The organism is Glycomyces sp. NPDC048151, assembly GCF_043202775.1.
In the GTDB taxonomy this organism is placed as follows: domain Bacteria; phylum Actinomycetota; class Actinomycetes; order Mycobacteriales; family Micromonosporaceae; genus Glycomyces.
The window spans coordinates 30,061-50,893 of the sequence record NZ_JBIDBB010000003.1; the positions used below are offsets into that span (position 1 = coordinate 30,061).

Here is a 20,833-nt window from a genome sequence, read left to right on the forward strand (position 1 = left end):
ATGTCTTGAACGAGGACACTGTCAACCCGACTTTGTGACCGCGTGTGACCGGTTGTGAATAGATGTGAACGGACGTGGCCGGGTCCAATCTCGCGATTGTGCCCGGCCATCTTTGTATCGCTGCTGCAGCTCTGGGCGTCGGAGGCCGTGTCAACACCATCAAGACCCGTGGGACAGGACATCCGCCTCTGACGGTAGCCCCGCGAAACAGACATACCTACATGAGGTCGGTCGGGCGGTTGATGCGCGGCAAGCCGCAGCGGCGCTTGGATGATATGGGGAACCATGCTTCGGCTCGATCGCGCTGAATTCTCGGCTTGCATCGTCGAGCGTCGCATTCGGCGGGAACTCGAGGCCCTCGGTCCGCGATCGGCAAGACGCCGGTACCGCGGGCGGAGCATCAGAACGTATACGATCACAGGGTTATCAGTGGTATCGCGGCTCGGGACGCAGGCGGCCGAGTGTTTGCTCCCCTCTGGCACACTGAAGCTGAGGTCAAGCGCTCATCGGCTGACCCGCTCATACCGCATTCGAGATCGACGACCAGGCAGGACCCCGTGACCAGTCAGCATGCGCGCGGCCCGCATCGTGATGCCATCGCCGATGCCCTGAGGGAGCAGATCCTCTCCGGCGCTCTGAGTTCAGGCGATCGGATACGAGAAGAGCTGGTCGCGCGCGAGTTCGGGGTATCTCGCGTCCCGGTGCGGGAGGCGCTGAACCGGCTCGAGGCCGAGGGGTTCATCACGCTGACGCCGTTCAAGGGCGCGTCCGTTTCGGAGAACTCAGGCCGAGATGTCCTTGACTACATGCAGGTTCGCCGCGGATTGGAGGTTCTGGCGGCGCAGCTGGCGGCCGAAGCCAAGGGCGGGGAAGTCGCCGGTGACCTGAGCGCGATCGCCCGTGAGGGCGAATTGGCCGCGAGTCAGGAGCAGTGCCATGAGGATCTGCCGGGCATCAGCCTGGAGTTCCACCGTCTGGTCCACCGTGCGTCCGCGAACCGGCACCTGGAGCGCATGCTCGAAGGTCTCCTCAGCCGCATCTCCTGGGGATTCACGCTGGACCCGAACTATTCGGTGGTAGGAGCCTGGCGCGACCACTCGGCCATCGCCGCGGCGATTCTGGACGGCTCGCCGGTGCAGGCCGGGCATCTGATGAATGAGCACGTCGCCAAGGACGAGCACCGGTATCGGAAGCAGTATGAGCTCTCGCGGCGAACGCGCAGCCCCGAGCCGGGCGAGAACGCCTGACCCTGCTGAACGGCCGTCGCGGCATGTCGCTGCCGACGTCCGCGCCGGTCCGTGTCATGGCGCCATGCGCGTCGGCGGGCTCGATCGTATACGAAACATGCAATTAACTCCGGTGTCTGGACTCGGAAACAGTTTAAGGATTGTATACGAACTCAAGGCATCGCTCGTTCACGAGATGTTCGATGACCCGGTTGATGTCGCGGGATCGCAGCGCGCCCGCGATCGCCCGGCCGTCGGACGATCCGTCGTGTATGGACGATCCTTACTTCCCCGATCCCCTCTTCCGATCGTTTGCTAGGACCAAGATGAACCAGACGCTCAGACCTTCCGCCAATCGCTCAGGAGCGGCCCCAGCGCTCGAACATGCCTCGCCCGTCCCTCCCGCCGGCCCGGTCCTGCACTTCGCCGGTTCGGAACTGGTGTATCCCGACGGAACAGTTGCGCTGCAAGGTGTCGACCTGACCGTTCGGGCAGGGGAGTTCGTCAGTGTCGTAGGGCCTTCTGGCTGCGGAAAGTCGTCGCTGCTGCGCATCGCCTCCGGTCTGGAGTCCGCCACGGGCGGGCAGGCGGCGGTCCAGACCGACCGCATCGGCTACGTCTTCCAGGAAGCGACCCTCCTCCCTTGGCGCACCGTTCGGGACAATGTCGCGTTGTTCGCCGAGCTCGACGGCGTGCGGAAGAGCGAACGCCACCGCCGGGCGGACACCGCGCTCGACCTGGTGGGGCTCACCGGATTCGCGCAGCACCTGCCCCACACCCTCTCGGGCGGCATGCGGATGCGGGTGTCGCTGGCCCGGTCGCTCACCGTCGAGCCCGAGCTCTTCTTGTTCGACGAGCCGTTCGGAGCGCTCGACGAGATCACCCGAGAGCGCCTGGGGGACGAGATCACCGGCCTGTTCGCCGAACGGCGCTTCGCCGGCCTCTTCGTCACCCATTCGGTCAGCGAGGCGGTCTACCTGTCGACTCGGGTGGTGGTGATGTCGGGGCGCCCCGGGCGCATCGTCGAAGAAGTCGATATACCGTTCGGCTTCCCCCGAGTCCCCGACATCCGCTACACGCCCGAGTTCACCGCCCTCGTCGGCCGGGTGTCGCACGCGCTGCGGGGGACCCATCGATGAGTACCGCCCACGCCACCGCAGCGGCCGACCCGTCCGCCCGCGCCGCGGGCCGCTCCCGCCTCGCGGCGAAACGCGTCGTCGCACCGTTGATCGTCCTGGCATTGGTGCTCGGAGGCTGGAGCCTCGTCTCCTACTCCCTGGCGCCCGCCCGCCGCTTTCTGCTGCCGCCGCCCGATCAGGTCGTCCGTCAGGGACTGTTCGGCATTGAAGGCCCGAACATGTTCGACGCCCTGCAGCGCAGCGCCATCGTCGCCGGCGCCGGCCTGCTGATCGCGATGGTGCTGGGGATCGTCTGGGCGGTGCTGATGTCTCAGGCGCGCTGGGCCGAGCACGCGCTCTTCCCGTACGCGGTCGCGCTGCAATGCATCCCGACCTTGGCGCTGGTTCCGCTGATCGGTTTCTGGTTCGGCTTCGGATTCAGCGCCCGTGTGCTCGTGTGCGTCCTGATCGCCTTGTTCCCCATCGTCTCGAACACGTTGTTCGGGCTGAAGTCGGTCGACGCCGGGCTTCGCGAGCTGTTCGCGCTGCGCCGCAGCAGCCGGTTCACGGTGCTGCGCAAGCTGGAGCTGCCCGCGGCCCTGCCCGCCATCTTCGCGGGCATCCGCATCTCCGCCGGCCTGGCCGTGGTCGGTGCGATCGTCGGCGACTTCTTCTTCAAACAGGGCGCGCCGGGCATCGGCATCCTCATCGACACCTACCGGGCCCGGCTGCAGTCGCCCGAGATGTTCGCCGCGGTCCTCCTCGCGTCCGCGCTCGGCGTTATCGTCTTCCTCTTCTTCAGCTGGCTGTCCAGGTGGGCGACGGCCCACTGGCACGGCAGCGAGCGCCTCTAACCCTTCGCCACCGCCCTTGACCCCGAAATCATTGAAGGAGAAAGTATGAAGTCCTTCCAACCGCGCAACCTCGCGTCCGCCGCGACCGCAGCACTGTGCGCCATGGGGCTCGCGGCCTGCGGCGCCACCGGGCCCGGGCCGGGCGCAACGGCATCGTTTGAGATCGGGCCGGTCGATCTGAGCGCGGTGTGCCCTGAGACCGTCGTGGTCCAGACCGACTGGAATCCGCAAGCCGAGCACGGCGGCGCCTACCAGCTGCTCGGACCCGACCCGTGGATCGACGCCGACGCGAAGAAGGTGACCGGTCCGCTGTTCTCCGACGGGGAGTACACCGGCGTCGACATCGAGATCCGCGCCGGCGGTCCGGCGATCGGCTTCCAGAGCGTCGTCTCCCAGATGTACTCCGACGACTCGATCCTGATCGGAGCGGTCAACACCGACGAGGCCGTTCAGACCGCAGCGGAGTTCCCGACCACCGCGGTCATGGCCCCCCTGGACAAGAGCCCGATGATGATCATGTGGGACCCGGCGACCTACCCGGAGGTGGACGAGATCGCCGACCTCAAGGACGCGGGCGCGACAGTCCTCTACTACGAGGGGTCCTCGTTCATGGACTACCTCACCGGCGCCGGCATCCTCGACGAAGACCAGGTCGACGGCAGCTACGACGGCTCTCCCGCCAACTTCGTCGCCGCCGGGGGAGCGAGCGCGCAAGTGGGCTTCGCCAGCACCGAACCGTACAACTACGAGCACGTGATCGAGCCTTGGATGAAGCCGGTCGCCTATCAGCTGCTGCACGACGCCGGATTCACCTCCTACAAGTCGGCGTGGACGGTCCGCTCGGGCGAGCTGGAGGACAACGCCGCGTGCCTGGAGCAGCTGGTTCCGGTGCTGCAGCGCGGCCAGACCGACTACATGGCGGATCCCGCGGCCGCCAACGCCATCATCGTTGACGCCGTCTCGGCCTACAACAGCGGCTGGGTCTACGGCGAGGCCAACGCGGACTTCGCCGTCGACCTCATGCGCACCGACGGCCTGGTCGGCAACGGAACGGACGGCGCCCTCGGCTCGCAGGACCCCGCCCGCATCCAGGAGATCATCGACCTCCTCCGCCCGGTCTTCAGCCGACAGGGCATCACCGTCCCGGACGACCTCGACCCCGAGCAGATCGCCACGAACCGATTCATCGACCCCGCCATCGCCCTGTCCGAATGACGCGAGACCCGCAGGCGGACCGCACGATCCGCCCGCCCCTACGCGAACCTCTTCCGAAAGGCCCTGTCACCATGTCCGAACTCCTGCTCCGCGGCGGACGACCGTGGATTCCCGGCGCTGAACCGGCGCTCGCCGACCTGCACCTCGTCGACGGCCGCATCGCCAAGATCGGCCCCGGCTTGGAAGCGCCGTCCGCCACTGAGATCGACCTCGGCGGGGCACTCGTCCTTCCCGGTCTCGTCGACGCGCACTGCCATCTCGACAAGACGACCTGGGGCGCCCCGTGGAGCTCCAACCCCGGCGGCGCCACCCTGGCGGAACGGGTCGCCAACAGTGAGCGGCGACGCGATGCGCTCGGCATCCCCAGCGCGGAGTACGCCGGGAACCTCCTGGACGCGATGATCACCGCGGGGACGACGCTCGTGCGCAGCCACGTCGACGTCGACCCCGCGCTCGGCCTGCGCTCGGTCGAGGCCGTGCGCGCCGCGGCGGCACGACACGAAGGGCGCGTCGACGTCGAGATCGTCGCGTTCCCGCAAGGCGGATTCCTCAACCGCGCCGGTGTCACCGAGCTCATGGGAGCGGCGCTGGAGAGCGGTGTCGAGGTCGTCGGCGGTATCGACCCGGCCGGTTTCGACGACGACCCCGCGGGCCAGCTCAACGTCATCTTCGGCCTGGCCGAGAAGCACGGCAGCAAGATCGACATCCACCTGCACGACGGCGGGACGATGGGCATCTGGGAGTTCCGCCTGATCGCCGAACGAACCCGCGCCCTGGGCATGGCCGGACGGGTGACCATCAGCCACGCCTACGCCATCGGCCAGCAGGGTCCTGACGAGCAGCGGCGGGTCGCCGACCTGCTCGCCGAGACCGGAGTGGCCCTGGTGACGTGCGCGGTGACCGAGTCGCCGGTCGTTCCCGTGCGGGTCATGCACGCCGCCGGCGCGACCCTCGGCATCGGCAACGACGGCGTCCGAGACCTGTGGGCGCCGTACGGCGACGGGGACATGCTCCGCCGCATCGGCATCGTCGCCGGCCGCGCCATGCTCATCTCCGACAAGGACATCGAGCTGGCGCTGGCCGCCGGCACCTACGGAGGGGCCCGGATCATCGGCGCGGCGGACTACGGCCTGTCCGAAGGCTCGAAGGCCGATTTCTTCACTGTGGACGCGCCCACCCCCGCGGCCGCGGTCGTCGCCGTTCCCGAGCGCAAGCTCGTCTTCAAGGGCGGCCGGATCGTGGCGGGCACGGACGCATTCGCCGTCGCAGGCCAGGCCCGTGATGATGCCTGACCTCACGGAACACGGTGAAGCGACGACCGCGCCCGACGGTCTCCTCGACGCGTTCGAGGCATACGAGACGGCGCTGAAGTCCAACGACATCGCGGTGCTGAACGATCTGTTCGCCCCCGGCGAGGACACCGTGCGCGGCGACGGGAACGTGCTCCTGGTGGGCCACGAAGCGATCGCCGGATTCCGCGCCGGCCGCACCCGGATACCCACCAGGCGGGTCACCCGCCTGCTGGTGCAGCACATCAGGGACGATGCCGCCCTGGTGATGGCCGCGACCGAGGAGCCGTCGAACCGTGCCACCGGTCTGCAGACCCAACTGTGGCAGCGGATCGAGGGAGCCTGGAAGATCACCGCCGCACACGTGACGCTCCCGAAGCGGGACCTCGACCCTTCGCCGGTGTTCGACCGGGCCGTATGGCGGGTGGCTGGCACCCCGCTGGTGGCACCGACCGGGTCCGGCCGCCTCGACGGCCTGACCGTCGCGGTGAAAGACCTCTTCGCCGTCGCGGGGCAGGCGATCGGAGCCGGAAATCCGACCTGGCTGTCCGAGCAGCATCCCCAGGAATCGACCGCGCCTTCGGTGACCGCCCTGCTGCGAGCGGGCGCCGCGATCACCGGGATCGCCCGGACCGACGAGTTCGCCTACAGCCTCGCCGGACAGAACGCGCACTACGGCACCACCCCCAACCCCGCGGTCCCGGATGGAATCGGCGGCGGATCGACGAGCGGACCCGCCGCCGCGGTCGCACTGCGCCAAGTCGATATAGGACTCGGTACGGACACCGCCGGATCGATCCGCGTACCCGCGTCCTACCAGGGCCTGATCGGCGTTCGCCCGACCCATGGAGCGGTTCCGACGACAGGCGTACTGCCGCTGTCGCCGTCGTTCGACACCGTCGGCTGGCTGACACGCGACCTCGGCAGCGCCCGACGAGCGGCCGAAGTGCTGGTCTCCGGCACCTCGACTGCGGCTCCGGCGAGGACACTCATCCTGCCCGCGGTCGAAGCGCATGCGTCGGCGTCCGTACGAGCCGCTCTGGCCGCTCGCCGTGGCGAACTGCTCGACGCGGGGAGACTGCCGCCCGCGGTGACCGAGGACCTCCCGCCGGAGACCCTGGATCGGTGGTTCACCGCCTTCCGCACCGTCCAGGCATACGAGGCGTGGCACCACCACGGCCCGTGGATCTCCGCTCACGCCGGCGCACTCGGCGACGCGATCGAACGGCGCTTCACCGCAGCGTCCACTGTGACGGCGAGCGAAGCCGAGGAGGCGTCCCAGATCGTCGCCCAGGCCAGGAGCATCCTCCGTGAGTGGCTGACCGACAGCGTCCTCGTGCTCCCCAGCACCGCCAGCAGCGCGCCCGCGAGAAAGGCCCCTGAAACCGTGATCGAAACCGAACGCGCCGGCACCCTGCGCCTGACCTGCCTCGCGGGACTCGCCGGTGCTCCCGCCATCTCAATGCCGCTGCTGAGCGACGCGGCCGGACGCCCGGTCGGGCTGTGCCTCGTCGGCCATCCCGGAACGGACCTGGCCCTCTTCGACCTCGCCGCGACCGTCCAGGAGACCAGATGACGCCTCCCCGATGGACCGTCTCATCACAGGGGACCGATCTGCGCCGCCCCGCTCGCGTCGAGCGCCCATTCAGCTTGAGCGCGCTTCCCACACCACTCACCGCCGACCTCGCCCGCAGCGCACTGATCGTGATCGACATGCAGAACGACTTCTGCAGCGAGGGAGGCTGGTTGGCCTCGATCGGGGTCGACGTCGCCGTGCTCGGGCCCGCCATCGCGTCGCTCCAGGCGCTCGTTCCGGCCGCACGCGATGCGGGGCTCCCGATCGTCTGGGTCAACTGGGGCAACCGGCACGACCAGGCCAACATCCCGCCCGGGGTCGCGCATGTCTACGACCCGGAAGGCCGAGGCGTCGGCATCGGATCGGTCATGCCGAACGGCTCCAAGGTCCTGACCCAGGGGTCGTGGGGCGCGGCGCTGGTCGACGGACTGGTCGCCGAACCCGAGGACATCAGGATCGACAAGTATCGAATGAGCGGCTTCTGGGACACGCCCCTCGACTCGGTGCTGCGGAACCTGCGCGTCGACACCCTGTTCCTGGCCGGGGTGAACTCCGATCAGTGCGTCGCCTCGACGCTTGTCGACGCGGCCTGCCTCGGCTACGACGTCGTTCTGGTCGACGGTGCGTCGGCCACGACCTCGCCCGCGTTCTGCCATGAAGCGACGCTTTACAACACACGGCAGTGCTACGGCTTCACCTGCGAATCCGCCGACTTGATAGCCGCGCTGGCCGCTCCCGCAACCGACATTGAGGATCCGTCATGAAGACACCGCCGCCCGTCGTTCGACACTTCGACGACATCGCGCCCCAACTCATCTCACCGGCCGACACCGTGAAGCTGGCGCTCCTGGCCGGCCCGGCCGACGGTTCGTCCGCCAGCGTGTTCTACGAAGTGTGGGAGCCCAGGGGCAGCCAACCGGACAACTCGCATCCGGCGTCCACGGAAATCTTCGTGGTGCTGTCGGGCACCGGACGAGCCCACAGCGATGAGCATGTCGTCGACCTGAAGGCCGGCGATGCGCTCGTGCTGCACCCGGGCTCCACCCATCGAATCGTCAACACCTCCGATACCGAACGGCTCTACGCGGTCACGATCATGGCCGACGATGACGGCGCCCTGCCCGGCGGCTTCGCCGAACTCGTCGCCGGAGGCACGATCACTGAATGGGACGACACCGACCGGAGGACGCTCATTCGCGAACCTGGCCAACTCCGCCAGTGAGGTCAATGAAGTCGGGCATCGACTCCAATGAATCCCGGTGAAGGCGTCACCAAGCCAGCCAAGACGAGATAGCGCTGAAGATCGCGGGCGAAACCGGCCAGGTACTCCAAGGAACCGGAAGCCTCAGCGTCGACTCAACATGGTGGTCGCTCGGAATCATCTTCGCGGCCGCGATCGTCTGCAGCGTGGCAGTCTTCCGCTGGTCGCATCCAGGTGGATCTGACGACGAATGAGGAGGCATCGCAGTTGCGAGCAAGTCATCGAGATCAAGCAGCCCGAATCGCTTCTGGAGACAGTCAACTGGGATCTCTTCGTCCGAATTTCTCGTCAAACGAGCTGGGACCTAAGCTGACTTCGACAGCCGTGGCTGACGTTCTAACGTCCAGGTTCCGCATGAAGGCGGAGATGTTGTGTCAGAGGCCGTCTTAATCGGTTCTGTCTCGAATTCCGTGCTTCGGCTTACGCGAGCAAGATGCGTTGCGGAGCAGGTCGAAGTGCGCGGGGACTCGCTTGTCAGGTTTCGCTGAAGGTCCGCCGGTACGCGCTGGGTGTGGTGCCGAGGCGTGCCCGGAAGCGGCGGCGCAGGTTGAGCGCCGAGGCGAGCCCGACCCGGGCCGCGACGGCCTCGACCGGCAGATCGGTCTGCTCCAGCAGGACCCGGGCCGCGTCGAGGCGCTGATCGAGCACCCACTGCCCCGGGCTGGTGCCCAGCTGCTCGTTGAACCGCCGGGCGAGGCTCCGGCTGGACAGTCCGGCGTGTTCGGCCAGGCGGTCGAGTGTCAGCCTTGAGTCGAGCCGGGACGCGGCCCATTCCAGCAGCGGCGCCAACGACTCGTCGGTCCGGGCCGGTGCGGGCTGCGCGGCGTACTGCAGCTGGCTGCCCTCCCGGCGCGGCGGCAGCACCATGCCCCGCGCGACCTGGGCGGCGTACGCGGCGCCGTGGTCGGAGCGCAGCAGGTGCAGGCACAGGTCGATGCCCGCTCCGGTGCCCGCGCTGGTCGCCACGTCGCCGTGGTCGATGTAGAGCACGTCCGCATCCACTTGCACGCCAGGGAAAGCCGCGGCGAGACGGGCGGTGTGGCGCCAGTGCGTGGTCGCGCGGCGGCCCTCGAGCAGGCCCGCCGCGGCGAGGACGAACGCCCCGGTGCAGATCGCGACGATCCTCGCCCCGCGCCGGTGGGCGGCCCGCAGCGCCTCGATGACGGTCTCCGGCACCGGGGCGCCGTGCGGCAGCCAGCCCGGGACGACCACGGTGTCCGCTTCCCGCAGGGCCTCCAGTCCCGCGTCGACGAGCATCGCGAAACCGGCGCTGGTCGGCACGGGACCGGGCTGCTCGGCGCAGACCCGGAAGTCGTAGCGGGACGGCACACCCGTCTGGACTGTGCCGAACACCTCGGCCGCGCAGCCGAGCTCGAACGGCGACTGGGGCGCGTTGACCAGTGCCACGACACGATGCAGGCTCATGGCAAGAATGTACCTGGAGATGTCATTCCAGACTCTGGGGGTCGGGCCCCGATCCGGGCGACAGTGGTCGGCATGAACAAGAGCAATGCGACGACAGTGCTGCGCACCGCCGTCGACGTCGACGGCCGCCAGGCCAGTTACCTGACCGTGGACCAGGACGGCCCGGTCGTGCTGCTGCTGCACGGCACCTACTGGAGCCGCGTCTGGCAGCCGGTCCTCGGCGGCCTGGCCGAGGCGGGCCTGCGGCCCGTCGCGGTCGACCTGCCCGGGCTCGGCCGCTCCGGCGGCGAACTCGACCTGGCGACCGCGACGGTCCCGGCGCTCGCCGAGTGGGTGGCGCGGTTCGCGTCCGCGCTGCGGATCTCCGGGCCGGTCTTCGTTGCGGGCCATGACATCGGCGGCGCCATCGCCCAGCACCTCCTCGTCCGCGATCGTCTGCATGTCGCGCGGCTGGCCCTGGTCAACTCGGTCACCTACGACTCCTGGCCGGTGTCGAGCGTGGCCCACTTCAGGGACCCGGAGGCCGTCGCCGCCATCACCGCGGAGGAGCTGCTCGCCGCCCGCAGGAAGGCGGTGACGACGGCGCTCGCTGGCGCCGCCGCCGAGCCGCTGATCGGCGAGTACCTGGAGCCGTGGAGAGAGGCGGGCGTCCGCCGCTCCTGGATGCACCTCGCGGGCGCGGCCGACTACCGGTACACCATGGAGCTGCTTCCGGCACTGCTCCAGTCGACGACGCCGAAGCTGTTGATCTGGGGCGAGGACGACGTCTTCCAGAAGGTCGCGTACGCCGAACGGTTCGCCGCGGAAATCCCCAACACGGCCCTCGTCCGCATACCCGACGCGGGACACATCCCCATGGAGAACGCACCCGACCAGGTCGCCCGCGCACTCGCCGACTTCTTCACCGCATAGATGCCCGAATATGATCCGTGTGCGGCGGCGGTCCCGCGCCGCGAGAGGAGGCGGCTATGACGGTTCGCGTTGCGGCGCATGAGGATGCGGCGGACATCTACCGTCTGCTCTGCGGCTTCGCCACCAGCTACCGGCCTGAGCGGGCGGTCTTCGAGGACCGCACCTTCCCGAGCGTCATGGAGGCCGCCGCGGCCGGCTCCGCCGAGTTCCTGGTCGCCGAGCGGGATGGAGCGGTGGCGGGGTACCTCCTGGCCGCGCGTGCGCCGACGCTGTTCGCCGGCGGCACCGTCCTGGAGGTCCTGGAGCTCGCCGTGGACGAGGCCGATCGGGGCCGCGGGATCGGATCGCTCCTGGTCCGCGCCGCTGTCGACAAGGCAGGACAGGCCGGTGACGTCGAGGTGACGGTGCCCACCCGCCGCGCGGCCCGGTTCTACGACCGGCTGGGGTTCACCGAAACCGCAGCCTATTTCAAGTACAACCTGGGCCGCGCCGCAGCCGACACGGGTGGCGGCTCAGGAAGCGAGGAGGGTTTCGATGAGCGCACCACCTGACGGACTGCCCGTCTACCGGGTCCTGACCGGCCCGGACGACGAGACGTTCTGCCGACGCGTGAGCGAGGCGCTCAGCCTCGGTTACGAACTGCACGAGGGGCCCTGCCGTGACGTTCAACGGCGAACGGGTCGTCGTCGCTCAGGCACTGGTCTGGCCGACGGAGTGGTAACGGTCCGTCAGCAGCGTATGAATGTCGGCCCTGATTTCGTTGCAGCCGTTGAGGAAGCAGGGGAGCCACCAGGTTAGGTCGATTTCTTCTGGTGTGGACTCAACTCTGTTGGCACTGCTGTACCCGCACCTCGGCGGCCTCGATGTAACCGATATCGACCGAGACAACGACCATTTGGTAGTCATCGCGGCGACCAGGACCTCCGAAGCCCTGCGCCCGGCCTGCGGGATCGTCACCGAGCACCTGCACAGCCGTTACCAGCGGACCCTGACCGATGTGGGACCGGCGCTGTCGGCCATGCGGATCCATTTGACGGTCCGCCGGTTCCGATACGCCAATGACGCCTGCGAGCAGGCGACTTTCGCCGAGCAGGTCGATGGGCTCACCGGCCGGTACCGTCGCACCACACCCGCCGCGCAGGAGGTCATCGATCGGCTCGGAACCGCCCTGGCCGGGCGAGCCGGGGCCAGGATCGCCGGCATGCTCGGCATCGCACGCAGCCGCCACACGCTGCTCCGCGCCGTCCGCGCCCTCCCCGACCCCGAACCGCCGGAGACGACGCCGGTGATCGGCATCAACGACTTCGCCTTCCGCAAACGCCACACCTACGGCACCGTCATCGTCGACCAGGACGGCCGCCGGGTCCTCGACGTCCTACCCGACCGCAGCGCCGAGACCGTCGCCGCATGGCTGACCGGCAAGCAGGGCATCGAGGTCGTCTGCCGCGACCGCGCCGCCGCCTACGGAGCCGCCATCACCGCAGCGCAACCGGACGCGGTGCAGGTCGCCGACCGGTGGCACCTCTGGAAGAACCTCTGCGACGCCGTCGACCGCTCCATCGCGGCAAACCGCCGCTGGGCCCGCCTCACCGATGAGCCCGAGCCAGTGCCGCGCAGGCCCGAAGACGCGGCCCCCGACGTCGACCGGGTCGCCGAGGGCCGCCGCGCCCAGAACACCCGCCGCCGCTGGGCACAAGTCCAGCAGCTCGGCACTGATCAACATGGACCTCTCCAAGCTGTTGACCTGCCCGCCCGATCGGCTCGACGAAGACGATGCTCTACGCCGCAAGCAACTCCTGGCGGCCCACCCCGACCTGGCCGACCTCACCGGTCTCGAAGGCCACCGTCTCGATGACTGGATCGAACGGGCTCTGGCCTGCGGCATCACCACCATGGCCCGGTTCGCCGAGGGCCTGGAACGGGATCTCGCGGCTGTGCTGGGCTCACGCTGCACCACAACTCCGGCCGGGTCGAAGGTCACGTCAACCGCATCAAGATGCTCAAGCGCCACTCGAATCCGATTGAGAGCCTTCCCACCGTCCGTTGACAGCGTGCACACCAAGAGGAACGAGAGCCCAGCACGCGACTGCCTTGAAGTCGTGATCAGCGATGCTGAGGGCTAGACGAGACGATGCCCTGAGGAAGGACTGACCTGTAGGCCAGAGAAGATTCCGGCCACCGGTAGCTCGATCTCAGACCCAACCGATCGGCTCTGGGAGACAATCTGCGCATTGCCTTCCTCGAGTTGTGGTTTGGTGATGCCGAGGTCGGCGGCGGTTCGCGGGGTGAGGTGGCCGGTTTCGGTGAGGGCGGCGAGGAGTGCCTTCGCGGTGGCTGGGTCGCTGACGATGGCCTCGGGAGCGCGTTCGAAGGCGGCCGTAGTGATGGGGTCGAACTTGGCCGCAAGGGTGGTGTGGAGTTCGGGTCGTTCGGTTTCGGGGACGGCGTTGTAGAGGTCGCAGGCGATCGCTCCGGCGAGGTGCTGCTCCACGGTCGCTCCGAGACTGGTCGGGGTCGTGGTGTCGTCGGTGGTGTTGCGGGCGAGGACGGCGGCGGCTGAGGCCCACCATTCCTGGTGTCCGGCGCGGCCGGTGGTCGGGTACGGTCCGAGCGGATTGGCGGGGTCCGTGCCGGTCACATCGTGCTGGTCGCGGTGGGCGGTGGCGAGGCGGATGGCGGCTTCGAGGGCTTCGCGCCCGGTGGGGTCGGCGGGCTCGGGGCCGAATGCGCGGATCCATTCGGGCCGGTCGGTCAGGGTGGTCTCGGTGAGGGCGTCGGCGCGATGCTTGATGGTCTCGGCGAGGTTCGCGGCGAACTCCTGTAGTCCCTCTTCGGCGGCGTCGCTGTCGAGGATGTGGGCGGGGTAGTCAAGCCAGGGGAGCCCGGTTGGGTTCTCGGATCGGTTGTCGCGGTTGATGGTTTCGGTGGTGGTGTGACTGACGGCGATGGCGAGGTTGTCGAGGCCGCGGCCGGGGGCGAGAGCGTCAACGAGATAGGCGGCATCGGAACCTGTGTGGGTCTCCCATGCCTTCAGCGTCCACGCGATCGCCGGCCACGCCTGCCCCGAATGGGTCGGGTCGTAGGCGATGAGGCGTGTTTGGCGGTCGAGGCGCCAGGCGAGGAGTTCGCTCAGGGATCGGCTCTCGTCGAGTTCGCGTTGTGCGAGGGCGCGGCGGATCGCGTCGATGGAGTGCTGGCCGGTGTCTTCGGCTCGGCCGAGCGCCCCGACCACCGCGGGCCACGCCCGCTCGTCGTGGATGCGGGCTGCCCGCTGATTGCCGAGCACGGCGGCGAGTTCTGACCGGTAGCGGTCGGCGTCGGGCTGTGCGGCGACGCGGTTCGCGCCCGTCGCGGGGTGCTTCGTGGCGGGCGGGTTGAGGGCCGTCGTGGGGTTGAGGTGGAGGCGGGGGTGGTGGTCGTTGATGAGGCGGGCGTAGTAGGCGACGTCGCGCGGCTCGGGTTGGAGTCCGGGCGGGGGCGCGGGGTGATCGCCGGTGAGTTTCTGGACCCTGGTGGTCAGGACCGCGGCGGGGGAGATGGCGTCGTCGAGGGTGCGGCGGCAGGCAAGGTCGAGGAGCTGTTCGGCCTTCCAGCCCTTGGCTTCGGCGGCGGCGAGGGTGCGGGCGAGCGCGCCGTGCCCGTTGTCTCGCAGGTCGGCCCAGGCGTCGGCATCCAGGAGCGGCTTGAGTTTCTGTTCGATGAGGTCGGCGTAGTGGGCGGTGGCGATCCGGTCGACGGCATACCGGTACTGCGGCACCAGGGTCGACAGGGATTCCGCCTGGTGCGCGGCCTGCTCGATCGCCTCGGTGGCGGCTTGGTCGTCGGGCTTGGTGTTGAGGATCTGTTCGGCGATTTCGCGGGCGGCGGTGGCGTCGGGGTCCCAGCCGGGCCGCCAGGTCCGGTCGTCGGGTGCGGCCGGGAGCGGGGTGTGGGTGACGGCGTACAGCGTCGTGGTCTCGGCGGCCCGGGTGAGCGCAACATACAATGCGCTGCGGTTCATCCCCGCAGTGAGGAGCGGGTGGGCCGTGTCGACGGTCATACCCTGCGAGCGGTCGATGGTGCTTGCGTAGGCGAGTTCGACCTGCTTTTCGACATACCAGGCGGGCAGTGTGGTGGTGGCTTTCGAGTCGTGGTTCTTGACTTTCATCGACCCGTCCTTGAACGTGCGCACCACGGTCCAGGTCTCGCCGTTGCGGACGGTGTCCTTGCCGCGGCAGTACCGCAGCCGGGAGTCGTTCTCCCGCGTGACGACCCAGTCCCCGTGACCGGCGGTGTTCCCGTCGTGCAGGGCGATGCCGCGGGACTTGACGTCGCCGGCCGCGACGCGGTCGGCACGGGCTTTCGCCGAGAGGTTGGTGACGGTCGTGTTGTGGTGGGCGAGCATGAGGCTGCGTTTGCCCGCGGCGGTGTCGGCCTTCCACGCCGCATAGATGGCGTCGGTCATGGCGTCCTCGGTGCCACCGACGAGCCTCCCGCGCAGCTCGAAGTAGTCGAGGGCGTTGCCGTCGCCAACGCGCAGTTTCAGGGACGCCTCGGCGAACTGGGGGTCTGCGAAGCGGTGGAGTTCGTCGAGTTCGGTCGCACCGGCCTTTGCCGCGATGAGGCGCAGCGCGCCGCCGGAGGCGACCGCGCCGAGCTGGTGCGTGTCGCCCAGCAGCCGCACTTGCGCGCCCGCGAGGCTCGCGATGGCGGTGACGCGGTCGAGGTTCAACGTCCCTGCCATTGAGGCTTCGTCAACGAGGAGGACGTCGCCGGGTCGGAGTCCGAGCAGGTCAGGGCCAAGGGGGGCGGATCGATCCGCGCCAGCGCGGGCCCGGCCCGCGCCCTCTTGTTCAGCACCGGAGACGGGTCGGAGGGACGCGGCGAGTTCGGGGCCGGAGAGCCGGTTGCCGGGGCTGATCTTCCACAGGAACATGTCGACGGTCGAGCACGGGATGCCCAAGTCGTTCTCGAGAACTTTGGCGGCCTTCGCGGAAGGGGCGAGGCCGACCAGACGACGTCCGTCGGCGGCAAGCACCTCCTTGTAGGCGCGCATCGCCGTGGTCTTCCCCGAGCCGGCGGGGCCGATCCCGACGGCGAGGAGCCGGTCGTCGGTCGCGAAGGCTTCGACCAATTGCCGCTGTCCGGCGTCGAGCGTCCGGTCGGTTTCCTGCTCGAAGACATCGAGCCGCGAACGGACGGCCGTGGCGCTGGTGCTGTAGACGGTGGCGGTATTTGCAGCGTCGACCAGGCGGGTCTCGGCGTTGAGGATCGTTTGGGAGGTGAACCGGTGGCCTTCGTGCTTCTCGAACACTGACACCCCGTCCGAGCGGCGCAGGACCTCGGGGGCCTCGACGGGGGCGGGCATGCCAATGCGGATCGAGACGCCTTCGCCGAGCGCGGCGGCCACGATCTGCTCAGCGCCTTCTTGTTGCGCTGCGGGGGTGGTGAAGACATGTTCGGCGCGGAGCTGGCGCATGGTCTCGGCGTGAACGTTCCACCGCGTCCACGTCGCCCGCTCTTCGGCGATCGTGTCCACGACGCGGCTCGCGAGATCGCGGACCTGGCCGGTCTCCAAGGCCGCGACCGGCTCCAGCGCAGCACCTACGACGGTGTTGATCTGGTCGATGGACTTTGACCCGAACCGGCCGGTGAGGTCGGCGGTCCAGTCGGCGCGCATCTGCTCCAGCGAGCGGATCATGTCTTTCGCTCCGCGCGTCTCGAGTGTGGCCTGCTGCGCCAGCTCGTACGCGGTCTTCGCGTCTGGCTCGCGGCCGTGCGTCGCCTGGTAGTGCGAGCGGAGTTCGGTGTAGCGGCGTTCGATGTCGCTGCGCCGCGCCGAGAAATGCTTCACCACGCGCTCGTCGATGCCGACGATCTCGCGCACCGGGCGGCCGTTGCGGACCGGGCCGGGCCGGTCGGCGAAGACGACACCGAGTCGGGCGGTCATCTCGGCTTCGATCGCGGAGTTGTAGGTCTCCGACGCCGCGACGCCGAGGGCGTAGAGTGCGGAACCGTCGAGGGACCGCCACTTCCCGTCCCTGCCTTGGACCTTGTTGACGACGGCCAGGTGCGTATGGAGGTCGGGGTCGCCGGCCCGGGAATCGAAGTGATCGAAGGCCGCGGCGATCAGCCCGGTGGTCTCGATCTGCGCGACGCCGCCGACACCGGAGCGGGTGAACGCGGCGTGCTGCTCCAGCATCGCGATCACCGACGCGACGGCGGCGTCGTGCGCGGCCTTCACCTCGGCGCGGACCCGCTCGTCGGGGTGGATTCCGAACAGGATCGACACCGACTTCACCGGCGAGAACACCAGGTCATAGCCCGCGACGCTGGTCCGCTGCCGGGACGCTTCCTCCCGCTTGACCTTCGCGGTCTCCGTGGTCGTCGCCGCCCGCCCGGTCTCGGACTCGATCAAGTCGAGTCGCTTCGCGACACGGTCGGCGTAGGGCTCCAACGTCTCGTACTCGGGGAACTTCTGTCCCAGCTTCACCGCGCGCTTCGCCGCCGCGAACGCCCGGTCGCGCTGCACGTTCGTCGCGCCCGGCTTGAGATTCTGTTCCAGGTAGGTGTCGAGTATCTGTTCGGCGTCGGGGTGGATCCCGGAGCCGAAGAGGTTCCGCATCTGCTCCTCGCGCACCGCCTGCCCAGTCGAGAGGTCGAGAGCGGCGAGGCCGGAGCCGAGCCAGCGGCCCTCGGGGTTCCCGGCCTGCCCGTAGTAGTCGGCCGCCGACTGACCCGGCGCGCGCTGGACATCGCCGCCGGCGACCTGCTTCGTGAGGTAGGTGTAGCCGTCCCCGACCGAGAGCTTATGGACCGTCATCAACGCACACCACCCCCGCCCAGGTCACTCGACCGGCAATTCGCGAGGGTCAAACATAGCCCCGGAAACAGGGCACCGTCCTGTCGTAGAATCCTTATTCACGAAACGTGCAAGAGGTGTGTGGTCCTCCATGGCCTGACACACTGATTTGATAAACATGCTGGTAGATAGCAGTTCATGTCATTGATTGACTATATTCGTATCAACTTTTGACATTGATGTTCTCGATCTGTCAAAGCATGACTGAAATTGTCGATAACAAAGAATCGACTGGTTGCTGTGCGATAAGAGTGGTGCTTGAATTGAGTTACCCGGAAAAGTTCGCGACAGCGGCCAGAGCGGCTTCCCAGGGGAACTTCTCGCGGTACGCGGCGCCCCCGTGCGGAGGGTGGGGCCGCGAGCCTTCTTCATCCAGGAGAACTTTGACGCCTTCTTCGCGAAGGGAAGCGACCGAGCGTTTGAAGGGGGCGCGCTCGGCGAGGGCGGTGTTGACGAAGGGGACGACGGCGATCGGGATGTGAAGGCCGATCAGTTCGGAGGCGAGATCGAGGGCGTAGTTGCCGCCGAAGCCGACGGCGAGGCGGTTCACGGTGTTGGCAGTGGCGGGGGCGATGACTGCCGCGTCGGCTTCTGGACGGTTTCGGCGCGGGCTGCCGGGGCGGCGGTGTTGGAAGGTCACGGGGTGGCCGCTGGCCTCTTCGAGCGCGGCGACGTCCATGAAGCCTTCGGCGGAGGGAGTGCCGATCACGTGGCATTCACAGCCGGACTCGATGGCTCGGCGGACGAAGGTCTCGGCATCGCCAGCGGGTGGCGCCGCGCAGACGATGAGGTAGACGGTTCTTGTTGCGGTCACGCGGGTTGCTCCAGTCGTTCGGCGAGGGCGCTGGCATCCGAGCGTATGCGGTCGCTACCGGAGCGGTGGACGGTCTTCATCGTTTCCGGGACGGACTTGATCGTCCGGGTCTCTTGCGGCGCTGTCGACTCAGCGAGCCATAGGGATTCGAGCGCGTCCTCGAAGCGACCGGTTCCGGCGTACGCGGCAGCGGCGTCGACGGCATAGCGGGCCTTGCGGTCGGGGAGCGCGATGCGGTCGGCGTTGATGCGTCTGGCTTCAGCGGTGGCTTGGTCGAGGTCGCCGAGCTCCAGGGCGACGTGAAGGCGGTGGAGTTCGACGTTGGTGGGCCCGAATCCGGTCCAGCAGTAGTTGCCGTCGACTCCGAGACGATCGGCGGTGTCGGCGGCTGCGTCGAGGTAGCTCTCGGCAGCGCTTCGCTGGTCGCCGGTGGCCGCTGCGACTGCGGCTTTGAGGAGAAGCGAACCCTGGGTGGAGAGTCGGTCCGGAGTGGCGGGATAGGGGTCGAGGTTCGCGGCATGGGACGCGGCCAGGTCGGTTGCCATCGTGCTCCGGTTCGTCCGTAGCAAGGTATGGCTGGCGGTACGGAACGCGGTCGCGATCGTCAGTGGGTCTTCGCTGGAGATGGCGGCGTCGATCGAACGGTTCACTGCGAGTGCTGCGGAGGCCGGGTCACCCTGCTTCAGCAGCACTGTCGCGGTCACTTGGTGTGCGTCGGCGGTGAGCATTCGGAGGTGCTGGTTCTCGGATTCGTGGACGTGGTTCGCGGTGGCTTCGAGGTCACGCAGGAGGGCGGGCAGTAGCCCAGTCGCGTGGTCGAACGCGGACGCCTGCATAAGGTTCTTGACTCTCACCAGGCGGATCGAGAGGTTCACCAGATCAACCGGTCGTCTCGTCTCGTCGAGGCTGCCACCGCCGAGCGCGTCGACCAATGCGGTCACCGCAGGGGTGATCGGGGCGAGCAGTACGGTGGCGCCCCAGTTGAGCGCAACACTCAAGATCTCTCGTCGCAGCACAGGGAGCCCCTTCTCGGAAGCGGTGCGGTCGTCCCGCTCCAGCATCCCCCGGGACTCGATGATGTTGCTCGCCTTGATGGGTGATCGGGGGTGTCTGTCCGGTTCAGCGGAGTGGCTGTCCGCTTGCGCTTCGACTAGACGCCACGCGCGAGCAAGGACGCCGTCGGTTTCGAGAACACGGTCGAGGTCTTCGGCAAGCGCGAGGGAGCAGGTCCGATCGGCCTTTTCGATCTTCCCGATCAGGTCGCCGGAGAAGTGGACGCGCTGGCCGAGGTCGTCCTGCGACAGGCCGGCTCGGCGACGATGGTGGCGCAGTTCAGCGCCGAACCACTCGGGGAGCCCGCGCTCCGGATTCAGCGGTTTTGATGGGTGTGGCATGAGCGTCTCCCCGCTCTGAAGCGGACAACCGTCGAGCGGTGGCTCTGTCCGCTTCAGATGCTTGCCCGGCATCTTGCTTGTGCCCCAGGCTACAGGCATGGAGACGAATCACGCACTCCCCGTAGCGGGACGAACCGGCGACGAGATCCGGGCCGAGATGTCCCCGGAAGACGCGAGCCTGCTCGGTGACGCGCTGCCGCTGGAGATGACCGAGATCGACAACCGGAGGTTCACCTTCATCTGGTACTTCCAGAGCGGTGTCGACCGGCTCTCGCTCGCCGTCGATGGTGAGCCGACGGGTGTGGTCGAAGCGCTGGAGACCCGGACGCCGAGGCTGCTGTGCTGCAAGGAAATGGAAGGCTGGTTCGCGGAGTCGAACCGTGCGGCTCGGATTCTGGCCGCGGCCCATTTGCAGTGGCGACACCGAGGAGAGATCGTCGCTGAGCGCGCGCTTGCCAAAGGCGAGACGGCATGAGGCTCAAACTGGGACGCGTTCCCGCATCGGCGACGGATAGTGGCCGGATGCAGCGGGCCTCATGGTTCCTTCCGGCCGGGACGGCGCTGGGCCGGTTCGTCGAGGCCGGGCTCCGGTTCGAGGTGCAGCTTGCCGCGGAGCGAAGGCTGTGGTTGCGATGCCGACCCGATTCATGGGACCGCGATTTCGCTCCGGTGGATGTCGGCCCGATCGTCTGGGGTGACAATCGGAGCCCGCACTTGAATTCGATCCCCGAATGGCTCGACCCCTGCTCACAGAGCACGGCGCTGATCGTCCTCAAATCCACCGCGCTCTACCGGGCCGTCGTGCTCGGCGAAGCGCTCGACCCGGAGATCGCTGCTGAGGTCAACTCCGAGCTCGGCGAGTTGGTCTACCAAACCGATCAGGCACCGCAGACTTGCTGACCCTCTCC

The 20,833-nt window shown here is 68.2% G+C and carries 17 protein-coding genes and 1 pseudogene; 14 read left to right on the top strand and 4 right to left on the bottom strand.

The genetic code is table 11. The features are described 5' to 3' along the window. Positions 1 to 557 precede the first annotated feature (557 nt). From ACGGCP_RS06775 to ACGGCP_RS06810, 8 genes are all read left to right on the top strand, one after another. The gene (locus tag ACGGCP_RS06775; RefSeq protein WP_392962144.1) at positions 558 to 1,247 is read left to right on the top strand and encodes a GntR family transcriptional regulator; all 690 of its coding nucleotides are present in this window, start codon (positions 558 to 560) and stop codon (positions 1,245 to 1,247) included. Between the two features lie 305 nt (positions 1,248 to 1,552). Next, positions 1,553 to 2,365 (top strand): ABC transporter ATP-binding protein, encoded by an 813-nt coding sequence (locus ACGGCP_RS06780; RefSeq protein WP_392962147.1) that lies wholly within the window; start codon positions 1,553 to 1,555, stop codon positions 2,363 to 2,365. Then, the gene (locus ACGGCP_RS06785) at positions 2,362 to 3,198 is read left to right on the top strand and encodes an ABC transporter permease (protein WP_392962150.1); all 837 of its coding nucleotides are present in this window, start codon (positions 2,362 to 2,364) and stop codon (positions 3,196 to 3,198) included. Before ACGGCP_RS06780 ends, ACGGCP_RS06785 begins: the two co-directional genes overlap by 4 nt. Positions 3,199 to 3,243: 45 nt before the next feature. Beyond that, positions 3,244 to 4,413, top strand: coding sequence for an ABC transporter substrate-binding protein (locus tag ACGGCP_RS06790; protein WP_392962153.1), 1,170 nt, complete (start codon positions 3,244 to 3,246; stop codon positions 4,411 to 4,413). Positions 4,414 to 4,484: 71 nt separating this feature from the next. Beyond that, positions 4,485 to 5,705: an amidohydrolase gene (locus tag ACGGCP_RS06795; protein WP_392962155.1), complete on the top strand. Its 1,221-nt coding sequence runs from the start codon at positions 4,485 to 4,487 to the stop codon at positions 5,703 to 5,705. Continuing rightward, complete coding sequence (locus ACGGCP_RS06800; RefSeq protein WP_392962157.1) at positions 5,698 to 7,278, top strand: AtzH-like domain-containing protein; 1,581 nt, start codon at positions 5,698 to 5,700, stop codon at positions 7,276 to 7,278. Before ACGGCP_RS06795 ends, ACGGCP_RS06800 begins: the two co-directional genes overlap by 8 nt. After that, entirely contained in the window at positions 7,275 to 8,042 is a 768-nt protein-coding gene (locus ACGGCP_RS06805; protein ID WP_392962159.1) for a cysteine hydrolase family protein, read from the top strand. Before ACGGCP_RS06800 ends, ACGGCP_RS06805 begins: the two co-directional genes overlap by 4 nt. Continuing rightward, positions 8,039 to 8,500: a cupin domain-containing protein gene (locus tag ACGGCP_RS06810; RefSeq protein WP_392962162.1), complete on the top strand. Its 462-nt coding sequence runs from the start codon at positions 8,039 to 8,041 to the stop codon at positions 8,498 to 8,500. Before ACGGCP_RS06805 ends, ACGGCP_RS06810 begins: the two co-directional genes overlap by 4 nt. Positions 8,501 to 9,013: 513 nt before the next feature. Here ACGGCP_RS06810 and ACGGCP_RS06815 read toward each other — a convergent pair. Continuing rightward, positions 9,014 to 9,964: a GlxA family transcriptional regulator gene (locus ACGGCP_RS06815; RefSeq protein ID WP_392962165.1), complete on the bottom strand. Its 951-nt coding sequence runs from the start codon at positions 9,962 to 9,964 to the stop codon at positions 9,014 to 9,016. 72 nt (positions 9,965 to 10,036) lie between these two features. Here ACGGCP_RS06815 and ACGGCP_RS06820 point away from each other — a divergent pair, with 72 nt between their 5' ends. The 4 genes and pseudogenes from ACGGCP_RS06820 to ACGGCP_RS06835 all read left to right on the top strand — a co-directional run bounded on the left by ACGGCP_RS06820 (position 10,037) and on the right by ACGGCP_RS06835 (position 12,731). Beyond that, positions 10,037 to 10,876 carry an alpha/beta fold hydrolase gene (locus tag ACGGCP_RS06820; protein ID WP_392962167.1) on the top strand — a complete coding sequence of 280 codons (840 nt, stop codon included), beginning with the start codon at positions 10,037 to 10,039 and terminating at the stop codon, positions 10,874 to 10,876. 56 nt (positions 10,877 to 10,932) lie between these two features. Next, positions 10,933 to 11,427, top strand: a complete 495-nt coding sequence (locus ACGGCP_RS06825) for a GNAT family N-acetyltransferase (protein ID WP_392962170.1) — start codon at positions 10,933 to 10,935, stop codon at positions 11,425 to 11,427. Beyond that, positions 11,411 to 11,597, top strand: a pseudogene (locus ACGGCP_RS06830) (DUF1737 domain-containing protein). The gene ACGGCP_RS06825 and the pseudogene ACGGCP_RS06830 overlap by 17 nt, the downstream one beginning before the upstream one ends. A 108-nt stretch (positions 11,598 to 11,705) precedes the next feature. After that, complete coding sequence (locus ACGGCP_RS06835) at positions 11,706 to 12,731, top strand: ISL3 family transposase (protein WP_392962172.1); 1,026 nt, start codon at positions 11,706 to 11,708, stop codon at positions 12,729 to 12,731. A gap of 264 nt (positions 12,732 to 12,995) precedes the next feature. On the opposite strand, the gene mobF is transcribed toward ACGGCP_RS06835, so the two are convergent. The 3 genes from mobF to ACGGCP_RS06850 all read right to left on the bottom strand — a co-directional run bounded on the left by mobF (position 12,996) and on the right by ACGGCP_RS06850 (position 19,925). Then, the gene (gene mobF, locus ACGGCP_RS06840; protein WP_392962175.1) at positions 12,996 to 17,678 is read right to left on the bottom strand and encodes a MobF family relaxase; all 4,683 of its coding nucleotides are present in this window, start codon (positions 17,676 to 17,678) and stop codon (positions 12,996 to 12,998) included. A gap of 307 nt (positions 17,679 to 17,985) precedes the next feature. Beyond that, positions 17,986 to 18,531: a flavoprotein gene (locus ACGGCP_RS06845; protein ID WP_392962178.1), complete on the bottom strand. Its 546-nt coding sequence runs from the start codon at positions 18,529 to 18,531 to the stop codon at positions 17,986 to 17,988. Further along, positions 18,528 to 19,925, bottom strand: coding sequence for a helix-turn-helix domain-containing protein (locus ACGGCP_RS06850; RefSeq protein WP_392962181.1), 1,398 nt, complete (start codon positions 19,923 to 19,925; stop codon positions 18,528 to 18,530). The genes ACGGCP_RS06845 and ACGGCP_RS06850 overlap by 4 nt, the downstream gene beginning before the upstream one ends. 97 nt (positions 19,926 to 20,022) lie before the next feature. Between ACGGCP_RS06850 and ACGGCP_RS06855 the strand changes: the two genes are divergently transcribed. Then, entirely contained in the window at positions 20,023 to 20,400 is a 378-nt protein-coding gene (locus tag ACGGCP_RS06855) for a hypothetical protein (protein ID WP_392962184.1), read from the top strand. Then, positions 20,397 to 20,825, top strand: a complete 429-nt coding sequence (locus tag ACGGCP_RS06860; protein WP_392962187.1) for a hypothetical protein — start codon at positions 20,397 to 20,399, stop codon at positions 20,823 to 20,825. Before ACGGCP_RS06855 ends, ACGGCP_RS06860 begins: the two co-directional genes overlap by 4 nt. Positions 20,826 to 20,833: the final 8 nt, after the last annotated feature.

Coding starts and splice junctions, on each gene's coding strand:
- ACGGCP_RS06780 (WP_392962147.1), top strand. CDS start 1,553: ATGAACCAGACGCTCAGACCTTCCGCCAATCGCTCAGGAGCGGCCCCA.
- ACGGCP_RS06785 (WP_392962150.1), top strand. CDS start 2,362: ATGAGTACCGCCCACGCCACCGCAGCGGCCGACCCGTCCGCCCGCGCC.
- ACGGCP_RS06790 (WP_392962153.1), top strand. CDS start 3,244: ATGAAGTCCTTCCAACCGCGCAACCTCGCGTCCGCCGCGACCGCAGCA.
- ACGGCP_RS06795 (WP_392962155.1), top strand. CDS start 4,485: ATGTCCGAACTCCTGCTCCGCGGCGGACGACCGTGGATTCCCGGCGCT.
- ACGGCP_RS06800 (WP_392962157.1), top strand. CDS start 5,698: ATGCCTGACCTCACGGAACACGGTGAAGCGACGACCGCGCCCGACGGT.
- ACGGCP_RS06805 (WP_392962159.1), top strand. CDS start 7,275: ATGACGCCTCCCCGATGGACCGTCTCATCACAGGGGACCGATCTGCGC.
- ACGGCP_RS06810 (WP_392962162.1), top strand. CDS start 8,039: ATGAAGACACCGCCGCCCGTCGTTCGACACTTCGACGACATCGCGCCC.
- ACGGCP_RS06815 (WP_392962165.1), bottom strand. CDS start 9,964: ATGAGCCTGCATCGTGTCGTGGCACTGGTCAACGCGCCCCAGTCGCCG.
- ACGGCP_RS06820 (WP_392962167.1), top strand. CDS start 10,037: ATGAACAAGAGCAATGCGACGACAGTGCTGCGCACCGCCGTCGACGTC.
- ACGGCP_RS06825 (WP_392962170.1), top strand. CDS start 10,933: ATGACGGTTCGCGTTGCGGCGCATGAGGATGCGGCGGACATCTACCGT.
- mobF (WP_392962175.1), bottom strand. CDS start 17,678: ATGACGGTCCATAAGCTCTCGGTCGGGGACGGCTACACCTACCTCACG.
- ACGGCP_RS06850 (WP_392962181.1), bottom strand. CDS start 19,925: ATGCCACACCCATCAAAACCGCTGAATCCGGAGCGCGGGCTCCCCGAG.
- ACGGCP_RS06855 (WP_392962184.1), top strand. CDS start 20,023: ATGGAGACGAATCACGCACTCCCCGTAGCGGGACGAACCGGCGACGAG.
- ACGGCP_RS06860 (WP_392962187.1), top strand. CDS start 20,397: ATGAGGCTCAAACTGGGACGCGTTCCCGCATCGGCGACGGATAGTGGC.